This window comes from Lewinella cohaerens DSM 23179 (genome assembly GCF_000379805.1).
GTDB classification, from domain to species: Bacteria; Bacteroidota; Bacteroidia; order Chitinophagales; family Saprospiraceae; genus Lewinella; species Lewinella cohaerens.
On sequence record NZ_KB903544.1, the window covers coordinates 138045 to 155798 of the forward strand.

Annotated in this window: 15 protein-coding genes; 10 read left to right on the forward strand and 5 right to left on the reverse strand. The window is 45.8% G+C overall.

From position 1 onward, the window contains the following. Positions 1-41: 41 nt before the first annotated feature. Positions 42-3053 carry a T9SS type B sorting domain-containing protein gene (locus A3EU_RS0113990; RefSeq protein WP_020536801.1) on the reverse strand — a complete coding sequence of 1004 codons (3012 nt, stop codon included), beginning with the start codon at positions 3051-3053 and terminating at the stop codon, positions 42-44. A 147-nt stretch (positions 3054-3200) separates the two neighbouring features. On the opposite strand from A3EU_RS0113990, the gene A3EU_RS0113995 reads away from it, so the two are divergent. The 8 genes from A3EU_RS0113995 (at position 3201) to rlmF (ending at position 10219) form a co-directional block, all read left to right on the forward strand. Then, entirely contained in the window at positions 3201-3920 is a 720-nt protein-coding gene (locus tag A3EU_RS0113995) for a CDP-alcohol phosphatidyltransferase family protein (RefSeq protein WP_020536802.1), read from the forward strand. A gap of 1 nt (position 3921) precedes the next feature. Continuing rightward, the gene (gene purS, locus A3EU_RS0114000; protein WP_020536803.1) at positions 3922-4176 is read left to right on the forward strand and encodes a phosphoribosylformylglycinamidine synthase subunit PurS; all 255 of its coding nucleotides are present in this window, start codon (positions 3922-3924) and stop codon (positions 4174-4176) included. A 79-nt stretch (positions 4177-4255) separates the two neighbouring features. Next, positions 4256-5305: a phenylalanine--tRNA ligase subunit alpha gene (gene pheS / locus A3EU_RS0114005; protein ID WP_020536804.1), complete on the forward strand. Its 1050-nt coding sequence runs from the start codon at positions 4256-4258 to the stop codon at positions 5303-5305. 90 nt (positions 5306-5395) lie between these two features. After that, positions 5396-6751, forward strand: coding sequence for a histidine--tRNA ligase (hisS, locus tag A3EU_RS0114010; RefSeq protein WP_020536805.1), 1356 nt, complete (start codon positions 5396-5398; stop codon positions 6749-6751). A 75-nt stretch (positions 6752-6826) separates the two neighbouring features. Further along, positions 6827-8245 carry an Asp-tRNA(Asn)/Glu-tRNA(Gln) amidotransferase subunit GatA gene (gene gatA / locus A3EU_RS0114015; protein ID WP_020536806.1) on the forward strand — a complete coding sequence of 473 codons (1419 nt, stop codon included), beginning with the start codon at positions 6827-6829 and terminating at the stop codon, positions 8243-8245. Positions 8246-8247: 2 nt separating this feature from the next. Beyond that, positions 8248-8565 carry a hypothetical protein gene (locus tag A3EU_RS0114020; RefSeq protein WP_020536807.1) on the forward strand — a complete coding sequence of 106 codons (318 nt, stop codon included), beginning with the start codon at positions 8248-8250 and terminating at the stop codon, positions 8563-8565. Between the two features lie 41 nt (positions 8566-8606). Continuing rightward, a complete protein-coding gene (locus A3EU_RS0114025; RefSeq protein ID WP_020536808.1) occupies positions 8607-9242 on the forward strand; it encodes a class I SAM-dependent DNA methyltransferase in 636 nt (211 codons plus the stop codon). A gap of 2 nt (positions 9243-9244) precedes the next feature. Further along, on the forward strand, positions 9245-10219 hold the full coding sequence (rlmF, locus tag A3EU_RS0114030; protein WP_020536809.1) for a 23S rRNA (adenine(1618)-N(6))-methyltransferase RlmF: 975 nt from the start codon (positions 9245-9247) through the stop codon (positions 10217-10219). Between the two features lie 10 nt (positions 10220-10229). Here rlmF and A3EU_RS0114035 read toward each other — a convergent pair whose 3' ends face one another. The 4 genes from A3EU_RS0114035 to rimP all read right to left on the reverse strand — a co-directional run bounded on the left by A3EU_RS0114035 (position 10230) and on the right by rimP (position 15903). Further along, a complete protein-coding gene (locus A3EU_RS0114035) occupies positions 10230-10802 on the reverse strand; it encodes a PhnA domain-containing protein (protein WP_020536810.1) in 573 nt (190 codons plus the stop codon). 76 nt (positions 10803-10878) lie between these two features. Then, on the reverse strand, positions 10879-13902 hold the full coding sequence (infB, locus tag A3EU_RS0114040; protein WP_020536811.1) for a translation initiation factor IF-2: 3024 nt from the start codon (positions 13900-13902) through the stop codon (positions 10879-10881). Positions 13903-14146: 244 nt separating this feature from the next. After that, positions 14147-15382, reverse strand: a complete 1236-nt coding sequence (nusA, locus tag A3EU_RS0114045; RefSeq protein ID WP_020536812.1) for a transcription termination factor NusA — start codon at positions 15380-15382, stop codon at positions 14147-14149. Positions 15383-15429: 47 nt separating this feature from the next. Further along, complete coding sequence (gene rimP / locus A3EU_RS0114050) at positions 15430-15903, reverse strand: ribosome assembly cofactor RimP (protein ID WP_169433354.1); 474 nt, start codon at positions 15901-15903, stop codon at positions 15430-15432. A gap of 217 nt (positions 15904-16120) precedes the next feature. Between rimP and A3EU_RS0114055 the strand changes: the two genes are divergently transcribed. After that, positions 16121-16768, forward strand: coding sequence for a hypothetical protein (locus A3EU_RS0114055; protein WP_020536814.1), 648 nt, complete (start codon positions 16121-16123; stop codon positions 16766-16768). 25 nt (positions 16769-16793) lie between these two features. After that, positions 16794-17453 carry a porin family protein gene (locus tag A3EU_RS0114060; RefSeq protein WP_020536815.1) on the forward strand — a complete coding sequence of 220 codons (660 nt, stop codon included), beginning with the start codon at positions 16794-16796 and terminating at the stop codon, positions 17451-17453. The last annotated feature ends 301 nt before the right edge of the window (positions 17454-17754 follow it).

Genomic DNA, 17754 nt, shown 5'->3' on the forward strand with positions numbered 1-17754 from the left:
TTAGAAGGATGAAGATAGTAGTTTTTTGGGAATGCCCCCTCTTACCTTATCACCGTCACATCTCCCTTCACCTCTACAATCTCCTCATCGACGAAACGTAGCTGTGCCAAATAAACAAAAACACCAGGGTTAACGGGATCGCCATTGAATTTTCCGTCCCAGCCGAGGCCTACATCGTTAGGGAAAATATTATTGGCCTCAAACACCAGCTCGCCCCAGCGGCTGAAAACTTGCAGTTTTTCAATGAGTTCCAATCCAGGGCCGCTGAAGATGGTGAAGCCATCGTTGGTCCCATCATTATTCGGGCTAAAGACATTAGGGATGAAAATCGGCCGGTCTTTGATCAAATTAATGGTCACCTCATCCGTAGCAGTACAGCCATTTTCGTTGGTGACCAGCACCTGATAGGTCGTCGTAGCTGTTGGGTTAACCTGAACTAGGCTACAATCCGGGTTGAGGCAATTCAGAGAATCCATCGGCGTCCAGGTGTAAGTCACGGGGGAATAATTGGAAATTGCCCGTACCAACGTATCATAACCAAGGACGATGAAACGGTCACCGCCAGCATCCACAACCAACTCAATAGGTTCAATGACGGTGGCATCTACAGTAGCAGTACAGCCTTCGGCATCCAGCACTGTCACTTCATAATTTCCGGCTGGCAAATTACCTAATACAGGTTCCATTTGAAAAGTAAAACCGTCTACACTATACTCATAAGGAGGAGAGCCACCTACAGCTTCTACCGTAATACTTCCTTCGCTTTCACCGAAACAAATATTGTCAATCACTTCGACCAGTCCTAAGCCCAGGCTATCGGGCTGGGTCACGATGGCATCGCCCGTAATCAGGCAATTATTTTCATCTGTTACCTGTAGATTATAAGTGCCAGCAACCAGGTTTCCATTTACCGCTGTTACCGCACCGTTATTCCAACTATAGAAGTAATTGCCAAAACCACCGGTCACGAGGGCCTCAACACTGCCATCACTTTCGCCAAAACAACTAACATTATCAATCGCAAAATCTAGCGTAAGCGGTGGGTGATCTTCTACTACTAGTTCGAAAAAGCCACTACAAAGGTTAGCATCCAAGACGTCTACCAGGTAGGTTCCCGCAGGGATATTGTTCAATGTATTACTGGAGGTAAATCCATTCCCATCGTTAAAATTGTACTCGTAAGGGGGCAGTCCATTATTGATCGCTATCACAATAGAACCATCACTGAACCCAAAACAACTCGGCTGCGTGATCGTCTGCACAGCAGGGTCTAGCTGCAACTCTAATTCCCTTACGGGTAAAATCTGGGTGAATTCACAATCATTGTCATCGCGAACGATAACCGTATAATCCCCTTGACTGATACCGCTAAAGGTATTGTTAGGCCCAAAGCCCGTGTTCTCCCAATTGTATTCGTAAGGGGGCGTACCTCCATTCACCACCAAAGTGACGGCACCATCGGTTCCACCATTACACGTAGGCATTACGACCAAAGTGTCAAAAGTAAAAGGCGGAGGGCTATCTACGACGAATGAAAAGGCATCCTCACAGGTCGCTTCGTCCACAACAGTTACGGTATAGGTCCCAGGAGCTAAGCCCGTAACATCCTCGCTATTGGCGCCGTTACTCCAGCTATAACCATAAGGCCCATAAGGGTTACTCACCAAGAAATCAATGGCGCCATCGGTGCTATCCGGGCAATCCACATCACTAATATTCGCATCGGTCGTAAAATGGTCGTCACAGCAAATAACTTCGGTCGCTAAATCAATACGAGTAACAACACAGCCACGTTCCGAGGTGACTTCCAGTACGACAGGCTTGATACCCGGCGTGTTATACACCACTTGGTGCGGCCCTTGGCCAGTAGCCGTACGCGGTTCTGCCCCTGAGCCGAAATCCCAATCGTAGCTATCAATATTGCCAATAAACGAAGAAGCATCCGTAAAATTGATGGTCTCTCCTACACAGGCAACATCTGGTTCAAAAACAAAATTGGCCTGTGGCCCAACAAAGGTTCCCGTCCCAGGGCTCTGATCGAACTCAATGGAAAAACCGGCACCAGATTGGCTGAAATTGTTAACAACCAGCGCATAACTGCGGCCTGCTACCATATCTACAGCCTGCGCAAAATTATTATCTCCTGCTTGGCAGCCACAGGTTTCTCCGATATCCGGATCGGCCAAACTCAGGCCTGTTTCGCCGGTACAAGGTGCCCACTCATCAAAAGCAGCACCTACGTTTTCACCAGAGGCCATACATCTCAAATCTTCCTTTCCAGTACAATCATCTAGCCCATTTGGTAACTCAAATACAACAAAATCAAGGTCATCAGCCGGGTTTAGCGGCGTGAGCGTAAAGGCCAGCGGCCCGCTATCCTGACAAGTCCATTTATACCAGGTACTACTAGATTCATCGAATGGGCAGGTACCACTGCTACAACTTACATCACCAATCTCATTGGGCGTGTCGCCTACACCTACGACAAAACTCACTGAAAACGGCGATTTATCACAAAGGATAACCGCCGAATCACAATCGCCATCAGGTGGAGGAACTTCATTGAAGTTATTGACACACAGCTGAAAAGTCCCCGTCTGATTAAAGCGAGCACTCACACGGATGTAGTAGGTCTGACCAATGGTCAAGCCAGCCTCAAAGATGGTTACCTGGTCAGCATTGGAATTATCCGATGCACAGGCGATAGCATCGCCAAGGTTGTCACAAGTCCCTTCATACAGTGCAAACTGAGGATCTTGTATCGTCCCGCCATCATTCACATCCGTCTCACCAATTACACTGATACTAACGATAGGTGCTACCGCCGTAAACGAAAACCAAACATCAAAGGCATCCTGGTTGTTAGGAAAACACATCGGGCTATCTTCCGGTGAGATGGTCGCATTGATGGTGGTATACGCATCCGGCACAGAACACCACAGGGTGATATCATCTAGCGGAATAGCATCGACGCATTCGTCGTTGGCGGGTTGTGCCCAAGCAGAAGGTAAATAAAGCGCTGAAAAAAGCAGCAGGAAGTATATTTTGCGCATAGTATGCTCGATTGTCTGTCTAGTAGTTGTAGTCTATAACGTTTAAAACCCCAAAAGCGTAGCTCTTGGTCTTTAAATAAGAAGCTTTTGTCTGGTTAGTTGCTGTCTGAAAGTAAGATTTTAACTTTTATTTATCACTTTTGACGGATGAAACAGATTCCCAACCTTATTACGCTGGTCAATTTGCTCTGTGGTTGCGCTGCGCTACTAAGTCTTTTTCAGGGCTGGTATTTTGCGACTGCCGGATGGTTAGCTGCCGCCGCACTAGCTGATTTTGCCGATGGCCTTGCGGCTCGGGTGCTCAATGTAAGTTCACCTGTAGGTAAAGAACTCGATAGTTTGGCGGACCTTATTTCTTTCGGTTTGGTACCAGGTGCTATCCTTTACACCTTGCTTGTGTTGGGTGCTCATCCTGATTTTGCTACCCCTATGCAAGGTGGCATCCATTGGTTTGCCTTTCCTGGTTTTATTCTTACGGGTGCTTCTGCATTACGCCTAGCACGTTTCAACCTGGATGAACGGCAAACAGAAGGGTTTATAGGTCTAGCAACTCCCGCTTGCACCATTCTTGTTCTGGGTTTATTGATGCTCTATCGTGCCGAAGCACCCTTCTTTTTAGAAATCATCGAACAACGATTTGTGATATATGCCCTGATTTTTGTCCTTTCCTGGCTTTTATTAGCGGAAATACCCATGTTTAGTTTCAAATTTAAGCAATTGCGCTGGGAAGGCAACGCCCTGCGGATTATCTTTGCGGCCTCAGCACTGGTATTTTTGTTGATATGGCGTGAAGTGGCGCTCGCACCCATTGTGCTGATTTATATTATTATTAACATCGTTCGTCACTTTACCACTAACAGAGTCTAAGATGAATTTCATTGCCGAAGTAGATATCATGCCCCACCAGGAATTACTGGACCCTCAAGGGAAAACGGTGGCTAAGAATATGAAGAACCTCCACCTTGATGGAGTAGAAGATGTTCGTATTGGAAAACACGTTACCCTAAAGTTGACCGCAGCCGACGAAGCAGAAGCTCGCCAGATGGTGGAGACTGCTTGCCAGAAACTATTGGCCAACGTCATTATGGAAAACTTTACTTACGAACTAAAGGAAGCCAAATAATTCCGAAAATCCGGAATTATTTACGCTTTGAACTTGTTGAATTAAGTCAACCGTTGTTGACAACTTACTACTACGCACCATGGCAGAACAGCTATTCGATAAAGTACGCGACATGATCAGCGCCATCAAAGACGCTGCCCCCACTTCTAGTGAAGAACTCGAACAGTTCAGAATTCAGTTTCTGGGGAGTAAGAACCGCTTGAAGCCATTGATGGGTGAAATTCGCAATGTCATCAATGAACGCAAAAAGGAATACGGTCAGTTGGTAAACGAAGCCAAGCAAGTAGCGGAAGCCAAGTTTGCCGAACTCAAATCTAGCCTGGAATCAGCTGCGGAAGCATCTGCAGCTAGTGACCTCGACCTGACTGCTCCGGGAGAGCCTATCGCGCTAGGTTCACGCCATCCGATTTCTACTACGATGAACCGCATCGTAAGTATTTTCGAACGCATTGGATTCGCTGTAGCCGAAGGGCCGGAAATCGAAGATGATTGGCACAACTTCACAGCGCTCAATACGCCTGAAGACCACCCTGCCCGCGACATGCAGGACACTTATTACCTAAAAGGCTACGAGCCCGGTGCTGGCGCTCAACTTTTACGGACGCACACCTCTTCGGTACAGGCTCGGACGATGAAAACTACGCAGCCGCCCATTCGCATTATTGCCCCTGGGCGCGTATACCGTAATGAAACGATCTCGGCACGTTCACACGCTCAGTTCCACCAGGTAGAAGGCTTGTACATCGACGAGAAGGTATCCTTCGCGGATATGCAGCAGACCTTGTTCTATTTCGCTCGCGAGATGTACGGGGAAAACACGCGGATTCGTTTACGCCCTTCTTACTTCCCATTTACCGAGCCTAGTGCAGAGATGGACGTTTCCTGTTTCATCTGTAATGCTGAAGGTTGTAATATTTGCAAATACACCGGCTGGGTAGAAATTTTGGGTTGCGGCATGGTTGACCCTAATGTTTTGGAAGAATGTGGCATTGATTCCGAAAAGTACACCGGCTTTGCATTTGGTATGGGTATCGAACGCCAAGCTATGATGTTGTACAACATCACGGATATTCGCCTGATGTTCGAAAACGATGTCCGCTTCTTGAAGCAGTTTACTAGCGTACTGTAGATTCGTAATCATCTTTGGCCATGCCTTTTGTTGTTGAGATGCGACGCATCTTGACTTCTACTCTTAATTTTGATTTTATTCTAACTTTCCATGAAGCCAAGCATCCCTAAAGGCACACGCGATTTTTTGCCACAGCAGGTAAACCGTCGCAATTATATTTTCGAAACCATTCGTAGTGTCTTCGTCAAGTATGGCTATCAAGCCATCGAGACGCCCGTCATGGAGAACCTTAGTACCCTGACAGGAAAATATGGCGAAGAAGGCGATCGACTATTGTTCAAGGTGCTTAACAACGGAGACTTCCTGAAAAAAGCTAACGAAGAAGCGCTTCAAGAACGCAATTCTACGGCACTGATCTCCTCTATTTCCAAGCGAGGGTTGCGATATGACCTTACGGTACCTTTTGCCCGTTATGTGGTGATGTATCAAAACGATCTATCATTCCCTTTCAAGCGCTATCAGATCCAGCCTGTGTGGCGGGCCGACCGCCCACAAAAGGGGCGCTATCAAGAGTTTTACCAGTGCGATGTTGACGTTGTAGGGTCAGATTCGCTCAGCTACGAGGCGGAACTCGTTCAGATTTATGATGAGGTGTTTGGGAAACTGAATATCAAAACCGTTACCCGCATCAATAATCGCAAAATACTGGCTGGTATTGCGGAAGTAGCCGGTATTCCAGAACAGATGATCGACATGACTGTTGCCATCGACAAGCTGGATAAGGTTGGGATTGAAGGTGTTCGTAAAGAACTGGGAGAGCGAGGTATTGGTGAAGCTGCCGTCGCCAAGATTGAAGAAATTTTGGCCATCAAGGAATTAGCTGACCTAAAAGCAGCGCTGGCAGCGAGTGAAACTGGCCTATTAGGCGTAGAAGAAATCACACAGGTTTTTGCTTACCTGGAAGGATACGAATTCAAAAACACCTTGCAATTCGACATCACCTTGGCTCGTGGTCTCAACTACTATACCGGGTGTATTTTTGAAGTAAACGTAGATACCGCAGCGCACCCCAACGTAAAAATGGGCAGTATCGGCGGCGGCGGTCGCTATGCAGACCTGACCAGCGTCTTTGGTATGAAAAATATGCCTGGAGTTGGCGTTTCTTTCGGTGCAGAACGTGTATATGATGTGCTGGAAGAACTCGATTTGTTCCCTGCCGAAGATGCCGCAGCCCTAAAAGTGCTTTTGATTGGTTTTGATGAAGAAAGCCACCGCTACGCTTTCCGCTGCCTCAACCAATTGCGTGCAGCCAATATCAATGCAGATCTTTATCCAGACCCCGTCAAGCTGAAAAAGCAAATGAAGTATGCCAATGATCGCAACGTGCCTTATGTCATCCTTATTGGCGACAATGAAATGGCGAGTGGTGAGCTTAGCTTAAAGAATATGGGAAATGGTGAGCAGGAAAAGCTGTCGATAGCAAAAATCATTGATGCGCTGAAGTAAGCACCTTGAAAAATAAGCTGACCTATTTATGGTTCATTAATTTAAACCTTGCATCGGCGAATACCCCACTCCACAATGCCAAAATTTACCACCTTCGCGGACGTTCAACAAGCCATCGAGCAAGGAGAACTGACAACAGTCAACATCGTTGATTACTATCTGGAGCAAATTGCGGCTAGCCAAGACCTCAACATCTACGTAGAGGTCTGGGCAGACGAAGCACGCGCAATGGCCAAGCAACAGGATGAGCGCCGGAGAAACGGAGAGCAACTCGGCCGCTTAGCCGGAATGGTAATCTCTATTAAGGACGTTATCTGCTACGAAAACCACCAGGTAACTGCTGGTTCTAAAATACTGGAAGGCTTTTCTTCCCTCTTTTCGGCTACTGCTACGGAACGCCTTTTAGCCGAAGATGTCATTATTATTGGTCGCACCAACTGTGATGAGTTCGCAATGGGGTCTACCAACGAAACGTCGATCTACGGCCCGACCCGTAATGCGGCCGACCCCACTCGTATCCCCGGAGGTTCATCGGGCGCCGCTGCGGTAGCTGTACAAGCAGACACCTGCCTGGCCGCCCTCGGTAGCGACACCGGCGGATCGGTACGCCAGCCCGCTGCATTTTGTGGCGTCATTGGCTTTAAGCCTACTTATGGTCGAATTTCACGCCACGGCCTGCTGGCTTATGGCTCTTCCTTCGATCAGATCGGCACCCTTACGCACAGTATAGAAGATACGGCTTTGCTACTAGAAATCATGGCTGGTGCTGATGATTTTGATAGCACCGCCAGCACCACCGATGTTCCAGCTTACAGCAAGGTACTTGGCGAAAGCAAACCAGCTCGGATCGCCTATATCCGTCCAGCGTTGGAGCATCCCGGATTGGATGGGGAAGTCCGCGCTAACGCAGAAGAATTTCTCAACAAACTCAGAACGCAAGGCCATACTATCGAAGCGGTAGAATTTGATCTACTGGATTATATTATCCCTGCTTATTATGTCCTCACGACGGCCGAAGCCTCTAGCAATCTATCCCGCTATGATGGTATCCGCTACGGACACCGAAGCACCGAAGCAGAAAACCTGCAAGAGACTTACCAAAAATCACGGACTGAAGGTTTTGGTCAAGAGGTAAAACGCCGGATCATGTTAGGCACCTTCGTACTTAGCGCTGGTTATTACGATGCCTACTACGCCCGTGCCCAAAAGGTAAGGCGCTTATTACTGGATCGGCTCAATGAGATCTTTGCTACTTACGATTTCATCTGCTTACCTACGACACCTACTCCGGCCTGGCCACTGGGTGAGAGTCTGGAAGATCCGGTTGCCATGTATCTTTCGGATATCTACACCGTAGCCGCAAACATGGCTGGCTTGCCTGCTATTAGTCTTCCTAGTGGAACACATGAAAGCACTCAATTACCGCTAGGGATGCAATTGATGGCCCCAGCTTGGGGAGAAGCTTCCTTGTTAGCCTTTGCAAAAAACATCTAACGATGACTGATTTTTTAACCGAAGTCTCTAAGCCATTATTCCTATTCCTTGTAGGAGCCTTGATTGGAGTGGTTAAAGCTTGGCTCCGAAAATCGCCTATCTCTAAAAAGGAAGAGTTTTTCAATTACCATCGGTATCTTAAAAAGCCTGTCATTTGGACCTTTATTGCAATGTTTCTTATTTTCCTTTTAATTGGATTAGGCGTCAATCCTGACAAAATGGAGGTACTCCAAAGAGCACTTGTCTATGGCCTTTATGCTTCAGCAGCAATATATATCTTCATGATATGGGGCGCTAATTTGATGAAGGGAGAGAACTAGTCGAATCCACATCTCCTTAATAACAAAGGCTTGACTGTACCATGGATAAAACTGAAGCTGCAATATCTATTTTTAACCGTCACGCAGAAGAATACCAGTCTAAGTACATGGATCTGGCTAAATACCACGATTTCCTCGATTTATTTTGCTCTTTAATCCCAGCTTCCCCTTGCCTTTTAGACCTTGCCTGCGGGCCAGGAAACGTCACCAGATATGTACTTAACCAGCATCCTAATGCGAAAATATTAGGTATTGACCTTGCTCCTAGAATGTTAGATTTAGCTCGAATCAACAATCCGACAGCCGCTTTTCAGTTGATAGATTGCAAGAAAATCAGCGAGTTACCCCAAAAATACGACGGTATCCTGTGTGGCTTTTGCTTACCGTATTTATCCAAAAAAGAGAGTAAGAAACTGATTAAAGACGCGGCTGAATTATTGAACACTGATGGCATTTTCTACCTTAGCACCATGGAGGGAGAAGATTCAAAGTCAGGTTGGGTAGGCCCTAGCTCTGGCGGAGATGAGAAACTATACATGTACTACCACCAGGAAAGCCATCTCGTAAACGCCTTGATTGATAACGGTTTCCATATCCACTTCACTCAACGTGTTTCTTCCCCTACTCCAGCGGGCAGCCCTGTTGTAGATTTAATCATCATTGCTAAAAAGCAGTAATCATGTCCGATAAAAAACGTCCGATTCCTGCCTCCAAGCAACAGTTGCACCCTCGTAATAAACACCTTCGACTTTACGATTTCGATAAACTAAGGGAGACTTCCCCTGAATTAACTGCTTTTGTAAAGCCCAATAAATACGGCAATGATTCCATCAATTTCTTTGACCCACTGGCTGTAAAAGCGCTGAATAAGGCTTTACTGAAACAGTATTATAGAATTGATTACTGGGATATCCCCGAGGAATATCTGTGCCCACCTATTCCTGGCAGAGCTGACTATATTCATTACCTCGCGGATTTACTTTATCCAGAAAAATCGAGTAATAATACCAAAGCTTATTACAACGAGCGCGTAAAATGCCTGGATATTGGCGTAGGAGCCAATTGTATATATCCGATTATTGGTAGCAATGAATATGGCTGGTCCTTTATTGGCAGTGATGTAGATCAAACAGCGATCGCAAATGCTCAACTTATAGTCAACAAAAATGAACGCTTGCAAAGCAAGGTCACCCTACGCTTGCAATCCGATGCAAAGCAAAAAATAAAGGGAATTCTTCAGGAAAACGAGCGCGTCGAGTTGGTAATCTGCAACCCTCCTTTTCACGCATCAGCCAAGGAAGCACAAGCCGCCAACCAACGGAAACTAACCAACCTCAAAGGAACGCCTAAAGCCAAGCCAAGTCTAAATTTCGGAGGCCAAAGTAACGAACTCTGGTACCCTGGCGGAGAAAAAGCGTTTTTGAAGACCTTGATTCAAGAGAGCAAAGCTTTTGCTACTTCCTGTTTTTGGTTCTCGAGTTTGGTCTCAAAAGAAGAGTATCTTAAATTCCTCTATGATGTCCTCAGAAAGGTTGGGGCCAAAGAAGTGAAAACTATGCCTATGGCCCAAGGCAACAAAACGAGTAGAATTATTGCCTGGACATTTCTTACGACCAAGCAGCGTAAAGCTTGGGAAGGATTTCTTTTTGCATAGATTTCAAAGCCTATTTCGACTTCTTCACATACTTCGTCAAGATGACGATATGCTGCCCATCTACCTTACCTTCAATGTGCTCTGGGTTATCGTGCACCAAGGAGATCCTGCGCACAGCAGTTCCTCTCTTAGCTGTGAAGTTGGCTCCTTTTACTTTGAGGTCCTGAATCAACACAACAGAATCGCCTGCTTCTAGTACATTCCCATTGCTATCGATATGCTTTATCGCATTTTCGTCTTCGATACCTTCTTTTGCCCAAGCCAAGGTATCTTCATCCAAGTACATCATCTCTAGCAACTCGGCCGGCCAACCTTCAGCACGTAGCTGGTGTAGCATACGGTAAGCGACTACCTGTACAGCAGGCACTTCGCTCCACATACTGTCATTGAGGCTGCGCCAATGATTAGGTTCTACCTGCTCTGGGTTTTCCAACTGAGTCCGGCAGGTACTACAAGCATAAACACAATCTGCAACTAGGTCACCAGACCGTGGAGCTACGGTATAGCTATCCAGGTTTTCGGAGCTACCACATAGTTCACACTTATCTCCACTGCGGGCTATTAATTCTTTTTGTGTACTCATCAGACTAAATTATTAATAAAAAAGCCGCTCCGAGTAGTCTTGGAACGGCTTTTTGTAATATGTTTTCCTGCAAAATTTACAGGGCTAACTTCTGTTTGATTTCTACGATTTCGTAAGCTTCGATAACGTCGCCCACTTTGAGGTCGTTGAAATTCTTGATCGAAACACCACACTCCATACCGGCGCGAACTTCTTTCACATCGTCTTTGAAGCGCTTGAGGGCTTTGATCTCTGCCACCACTCCTTCTTTGGTTGGGTAAACAACGATACCATCGCGAATCAGGCGGACATTGTTGTCGCGCAGAATCTTACCTTCTGTAACATAACTACCGGCAACGGTACCCACCTTACTGATTTTAAAGATTTCACGAACTTCCAATTGACCGAGGACATTTTCTTCCTTGATCGTATCGAGCATGCCTTCGATAGCCAGCTTGATCTCTTCGATCGCTTCGTAGATCACCGAGTAGGTCTTGATCTGTACGCCTTCTCGCTCAGCGATTTTACGCGCACCGGAAGACGGACGAACCTGGAAACCGATGATAATAGCATCCGAAGCGGTTGCTAAAAGAACATCTGATTCAATGATCTGCCCCACCGCCTGGTGAATAACATTCACCTTAACAGTTTCCTGTGACAGCTTGATAAGAGAGTCAGCTAGTGCTTCTACGGAACCATCTACATCACCTTTCACAATGAGGTTCAATTCCTTAAAGTTACCCAGTGCCAGACGACGCCCGATTTCATCAAGGCTAATCCGTTTGGTAGCTCTGTTGGCTTGTTCGCGAGATATCTGTGATCTGCGGTTAGCAATATCACGAGCCTCTTGCTCATTCTCTACTACCTTGATACGTTCGCCAGCCTGAGGGGCACCCCCTAAGCCTAAAACGAGTACCGGTGCAGATGGACCTGCCTCTTTTATACGCTGGTTGCGTTCGTTGAACATCGCTTTTACACGACCAGAATGCTCACCAGAAACCATTGGGTCTCCAACTTTAAGCGTTCCTGCCTGAACAAGCATTTTCGTAACGTAGCCACGGCCTTTATCCAAAGAAGCTTCCAGTACAGCACCGCTAGCTCTCTTATTAGGATTGGCTTTCAGCTCCTTGATTTCTGCTTCGAGGAGTATACGTTCAAGTAACAGGTCGATGTTGGTACCTTGTTTCGCAGAAATATCGGCAGAACCATAAGCTCCACCCCATTCTTCGATCAAATAGTTCATCGAAGCCAGCTCCTGCTTGATCCGCTCGGGGCTAGCACCAGGCTTGTCTATCTTATTGATCGCAAAAATCATCGGTACACCCGCCGCTTCTGCGTGGCTGATGGCTTCTTTCGTCTGCGGCATGATGTTGTCATCCGCAGCGATAATGATTACTGCAATATCTGTCACCTTGGCACCACGGGCACGCATGGCCGTAAAGGCTTCGTGACCAGGAGTATCCAAGAAGGTAATTCGTTTTTTGTCTTCGCCAACACGCACTTCGTATGCACCGATGTGCTGGGTAATTCCCCCGGCCTCACCGTCAGCTACACTTGCTTCCCGAATATAATCGAGTAACGATGTTTTACCGTGGTCAACGTGACCCATGATCGTTACAACCGGAGCGCGTGGCTCCAAGTCAGCAGGATCATCAATCTCTTCCTCTTCGTCTTCATTTACCTCTTCAACAGAGATGAACTCAACTTCGTGTTCGAATTCTTCGGCAACGATTTCAATGATTTCTGCATCAAGACGCTGATTGATCGATACGATCACCCCAACGTTCATACAGGTCATGATCACATCTGTTGCATCGACATCCATCAGGTTAGCAAGCTCCTGTACAGAGATAAACTCCGTTACCTGCAGCTTTTCGTTGTGAGCTTCCTGTTCGCGAGCTTCTGCTTTTTCACGATGACGTTCACGGTTATCTCGGCGTAATTTCTGGCGTCTTTTTTTACCAGTACCCGCCATCCGGGCCATGGTTGCTTTGATTTTGTCTTCAATCTCTTTTTTAGAGACTTCTTTGACTTCATCACGTCCTCTTCGAGAAGACCCACCACGGTTATTGCCGCCACGTCCGCCGGAATTACCACCACCGCCACCACTAGGTCGGCCTTCTGGCCCTACCCGGCGACGGGTACGGCGGCGTTTTGGCTTATCATCGGTAGATGTTGTTTTTTTCTTGTTGGCGTCCTTCGCTTTGTCAGCGTCTTTAGACTTGCTATCCTTTTTACCACGACCACGACCGGAGCCTAATTTGCTGGCATCGATCTTGCCCATGATTTTCAGGCCACGGAGTTCAGGCGTTTTTGCCCTGGTTATTCCGTCTTCTGATGCTTGTGGAGCTGCTCCTTTATCGTCCTTCTCCTTTTTAGCAGCTTCACCAGTTGGTTCGGCGCTTTCTTTGGGAGGAGTGCTTTCTTTTTGCTTTTCCGAAGCTTTCACTTCGGGCTCTTTTTCTTTAGCAGCAGCCGGTTTTTCCTCAACTTTTGGTGCTTCGTCCTTTTTAGCTGTAGGCTTCTCTTCTGCAGGAGCAGGAGTTTCCTTCACAACTTCTTCCTTAGGTGGAGCTTTAGGGGCACTAGACTTAGCTGGCTTCCGTGGAGCATCTAAATCTATTTTCCCGAGCACTTTCAGCTTAGGAGAAGAAGAAGTTTTTTCTTCTTCTTTCTTTTCTTCTTCCTTCGGCGGCTCAACCGGCGGAGGAGGAGTAGCTTCAACGACAGGTTCAGGAGTAGGTTCTTGCTTTGCAACAGGTTCCTCAACCGGCGGCTTTACCGGAGCAGGCTGACTTTTCGGCGCTGGAGGAGGAGCTAGTTTGGACCTTAGGATCGATGGCGCAGCTCCTGTTAGTTTAACAGTGGTGCTTGGCCGTTCCTCCTGCTTGACCTCTTCTTCCTTCTTTGCAATCGGGCGAGTACCGATCACCATTTGATCTGCCTTTTCCTTGATTGCAATCGACTTCTGGAACTCTTTGAGTAGTTCCTGGTACATGCTCTCCGAAACCTTCGCAGTGGGCTTAGGATCGATATCGAACCCCTTGGCTTGCAAGAAGTCTACGATCGTCGATAAACCCACATTTAATTCTTTCGCTATTTTGACTAAACGTCGCTCCATTCTAAAATTTTAGGTACGCCCTGCACGCTGCACGCTGATAAAACAAAAGCCAGCTTGGGCAAAACCAATGCAAAGATAAACTTAAAAAACCGTAGAGAACAACTCTAAAGATAATAAGTCCCTATAAATTGGTACTTATTTTCATCGTTTTCCTGTTTAGCAACACCGATTGCTATTCAAGTTGTTCCCTATATATACAAAAAAGCATTCCGACCGGATATTATCTGGTCGGAATAACTGCCTTTTATTTTTCGAATTCCGCCGCCAGAATACGGAGTAATTCCTTGGCTGTTTCTTCTTCCAATTCCGTACGGCGTGCAATCTCTTCCCAGCTAAGGCTAAGAACGCTCCGTGCAGTATCACAACCAATACCTTTCAACTCTTCGATGATCCAGTCTTCGATTTCATCGGTGAACTCTTCGAGTTCAACATCATCGATTTCAATCTCATCATTGTTCCGGTAAACATCGATTTCAAATTCAGTCAGGCGGCTGGCTAGTTTAATGTTTGTACCTCCCTTACCAATGGCCAAAGAGACTTGGTCTGGTTCTAGGAAAACATTAGCTTGCCGTTTGTCCATATCCAAATTAATCGTCGATACTCTTGCCGGAGTAAGGGCACGTTGGATATAAAGCGAAACATTATTGGTAAAGTTGATAATATCGATGTTCTCGTTGTGCAACTCCCGTACGATACCATGGATACGTGATCCTTTCATACCAACACATGCTCCGACCGGATCGATACGATCATCATAAGATTCCACGGATACTTTGGCGCGATCACCAGGAATACGTACAATGTTACGAACAACAATCAGACCATCTTCAATTTCCGGAACTTCCTGTTCTAGTAATTTCTCCAGGAATAGATTTGCAGTTCTGGAAACAATAACAACAGGGTTATTGTTGCGCATCTCTACTTCCTTAATAACACCACGAACCATATCTCCTTTACGGAAATAATCACCGCGAATGGTTTCTTGTCGAGGCAGTACCAATTCTGTACCGGTAACATCGTCAATGATTAAAATTTCTCGCTTAAGAATCTGGTGTACTTCACCCAGTACTAATTCACCAACACGCTCTGTGTATTTACGGTAAATTTCGTCTTTCTCGAGTTCCATAATCCGGGAAATCAACGTCTGACGCGCGGCCATAATAGCCCGACGTCCAAAATGCTCAAGGAACAATTGCTCATAACATTCTTCGCCAATCTCATAATCTTCATCAATAGCAAGTGCTTCAGAGATGGAGATCTGACTACGATCATCCGTCACCTCACCATCGGGAACGATCTCCCTTACTCGCCATAATTCAAGGTCACCTTTCTGGGTATTGACAATGACATCAAAGTTCTCATCTGATCCATACTTTTTACGGATCAGCGTGCGGAATACATCCTCCAGTACGCGAACCATCGTTGGTCGGTCGATATTTTTCCCGGCTTTAAATTCCGAGAATACGTCTACTAGATTCATTGCACACAGTTTATTTTAGGTAGCTCCAAGTGTTTTATGCACTATGACTACTTGAATGAAATTTTTACTTTAGCTTTCTCTATTGCATCAAACGCAATCGTAGTTTGTACCTCTTCGGTCACTTTGCGTTTTCCTTCCTTACGGCGAACTTTATAGTCCAAGGTAATGGCCTCTTCGGTTATTTCACTCAGGCGGCCTTCGTACTCATCACCTCCTTTTGTCTTCACCACTAATTTACGGCCCAGGTGTTTCTTATACTGCCGTGGGAGCTGTAAAGGACGATCAGTACCTGGTGATGAAACCTCCAAGGTATATTTAGGCCCCAGCCACTGCTCTTCATCAATAACACTCTCAAGATGACGGCTAATCTGTCGGCAAGTAGTAAACGTAACTCCTGTATCACAGTCGATAATTATCTCTAGTTTTTTGCCAGCATGTAACTTTACATCTAACCAAAAACAATTGGAAAACTCGGGCTCCGTAAACTTTTCCTCTAACAGATCAATGATCTTTTCTTCCACGTAAATATTAACGTTTAGTACCTTCAGACAATAAAAAGAGGGAACCGCAATGGTTCCCTCTTGGGATGCTCTTCCGTAAGAACGCCACAAAGGTAAGTAAATAAATGGTATTACGCAAGTTCTTCGTTCTTGCTCAGGGAATTAAAGGAGAATCCTTGTACCTTTTTCAAGACATGGAACGTTATACAATAGTACAGCGATTAAAAACTAGCTTTAAATGAATAGAATATTTGGTACACTCTTACTATTTGCTGCTTTACTATGGAATGCCTGTAGTTGCCCTCCCGACGAGCAAACTGGCGAGTTGGCACTTGGCACAGCTGCTCAGGGTTTCCTGAATTATGAAGGGGATGAAACATTGACCTTTCAGAATACAAGTGGCGCTCAACTTAACTTTACAGCCATTAGGGGCAAGGAAACCAGCGAAGATCAACTTTGCTACCGCACCACTTGCACGGAAGCCAAATACAATAGCCCTTCTTCATGTGAATACTATGCTGCCGAAAGCGAACGATTCGGCTTCTTTAGTGAAGACAACAATGTAGTTCTCGACTTACTTCTTTATTCTGATGTCTATGACTACGGTACTGCTGACTTTTATGATGCCTTTCAGTTAGGGTTTTCTTTTGGTACTCCTAGTATTACAGGGCATCATATTATCGAAGCACGTTTTACTGGGACTTTTGACATCAGTACCCTAGAACTTACCGACTTATTTTATACGGAACCTTCTTTGGTGCTCAATGGGATAACTTACACCGACCTCCTCGTTTACGAAGAAAACTCATTAGCTGTTTACATCGAACCTGGTAAAGGAGTTATTGGTTTCAAAAACGCAGAAGACACCTGGACACTCCAGCAATAATTATATTAACACAACACTCACTTTTATGCAATTCACAAAAAAAATCACGTTAGCAGTCCTGGCCATTGGCATGGCTTTCTCTTTACAAGCACAGGTAGCTGTTAAAGCAGGCGTTAATTTTTCTAACATGCTCTTTGAAGAGGATGATAATTCTATCGAAGATCTTGCCAAAAATGGTGCCACTAAGTTTACCGCAGGGGTAGCCTTTATCCTTCCATTCAGTGATGTGGTAGCATTGCAGCCAGAACTTCTTTATACCCAAAAGGGAGCGAAAAGCACCTACACCATCGCGGGAGGAGAATTTACGAATGATCTTACTTATAACTATCTTGATATTCCGCTGTTGCTTCGCATCAGCCTCGGTGACACTCACGGTGAAGGACTTGGAATCTACCTCAATGGGGGTGGTTATGTTGGCTATGCCTTCAATGGCAAGAGCAAAAGCACCTCGCCGCTAGGCGAAGTAGAATCGGATATTTCCTTTGATGACAATGACGACCAACGTCGCATTGATTTTGGTGCAGCCGTTGGCGGTGGCCTTACATTAGGCAACCTTTTCTTTGATCTGCGTTACAACCACGGCATCAATAACATTCTTGACGATGATGCCAATAATAACAATGACAATGGGTTCAAGAAATTGCAGCACCGCGGTCTCGCACTTACTGCTGGTATCATTTTTTAAGTTTCTCTAATTATGAGTCATCCCGAATTTTGATTGTCATCAAAATCCGTGCTGACCAACTGCAAAACCTATCGTTAAAGACGAAACCCCATGATTTCTACTAGTGAAATCATGGGGTTTCGTACAAATAGTCAGATAAATCACTCTTTTCAGATGCCTAATGACTAATTCTTAGTTGTAGTCAGCTTGGGTTTTGGCCTAAGCCAAAATTCGGGATGACTCATGTTTTGTACCTCAATTGAAGCACTCCACTTTAAACAAATGGTCCTTCGTTAAAAATGATCTCTCCCAATCTGTAAGA

Coding starts and splice junctions, on each gene's coding strand:
- A3EU_RS0114060 (WP_020536815.1), top strand. CDS start 16,794: ATGCAATTCACAAAAAAAATCACGTTAGCAGTCCTGGCCATTGGCATG.
- hisS (WP_020536805.1), top strand. CDS start 5,396: ATGAAGCCAAGCATCCCTAAAGGCACACGCGATTTTTTGCCACAGCAG.
- pheS (WP_020536804.1), top strand. CDS start 4,256: ATGGCAGAACAGCTATTCGATAAAGTACGCGACATGATCAGCGCCATC.
- nusA (WP_020536812.1), bottom strand. CDS start 15,382: ATGAATCTAGTAGACGTATTCTCGGAATTTAAAGCCGGGAAAAATATC.
- gatA (WP_020536806.1), top strand. CDS start 6,827: ATGCCAAAATTTACCACCTTCGCGGACGTTCAACAAGCCATCGAGCAA.
- A3EU_RS0113995 (WP_020536802.1), top strand. CDS start 3,201: ATGAAACAGATTCCCAACCTTATTACGCTGGTCAATTTGCTCTGTGGT.
- infB (WP_020536811.1), bottom strand. CDS start 13,902: ATGGAGCGACGTTTAGTCAAAATAGCGAAAGAATTAAATGTGGGTTTA.
- purS (WP_020536803.1), top strand. CDS start 3,922: ATGAATTTCATTGCCGAAGTAGATATCATGCCCCACCAGGAATTACTG.
- A3EU_RS0114025 (WP_020536808.1), top strand. CDS start 8,607: ATGGATAAAACTGAAGCTGCAATATCTATTTTTAACCGTCACGCAGAA.
- A3EU_RS0113990 (WP_020536801.1), bottom strand. CDS start 3,053: ATGCGCAAAATATACTTCCTGCTGCTTTTTTCAGCGCTTTATTTACCT.
- A3EU_RS0114020 (WP_020536807.1), top strand. CDS start 8,248: ATGACTGATTTTTTAACCGAAGTCTCTAAGCCATTATTCCTATTCCTT.
- A3EU_RS0114055 (WP_020536814.1), top strand. CDS start 16,121: ATGAATAGAATATTTGGTACACTCTTACTATTTGCTGCTTTACTATGG.
- A3EU_RS0114035 (WP_020536810.1), bottom strand. CDS start 10,802: ATGAGTACACAAAAAGAATTAATAGCCCGCAGTGGAGATAAGTGTGAA.
- rlmF (WP_020536809.1), top strand. CDS start 9,245: ATGTCCGATAAAAAACGTCCGATTCCTGCCTCCAAGCAACAGTTGCAC.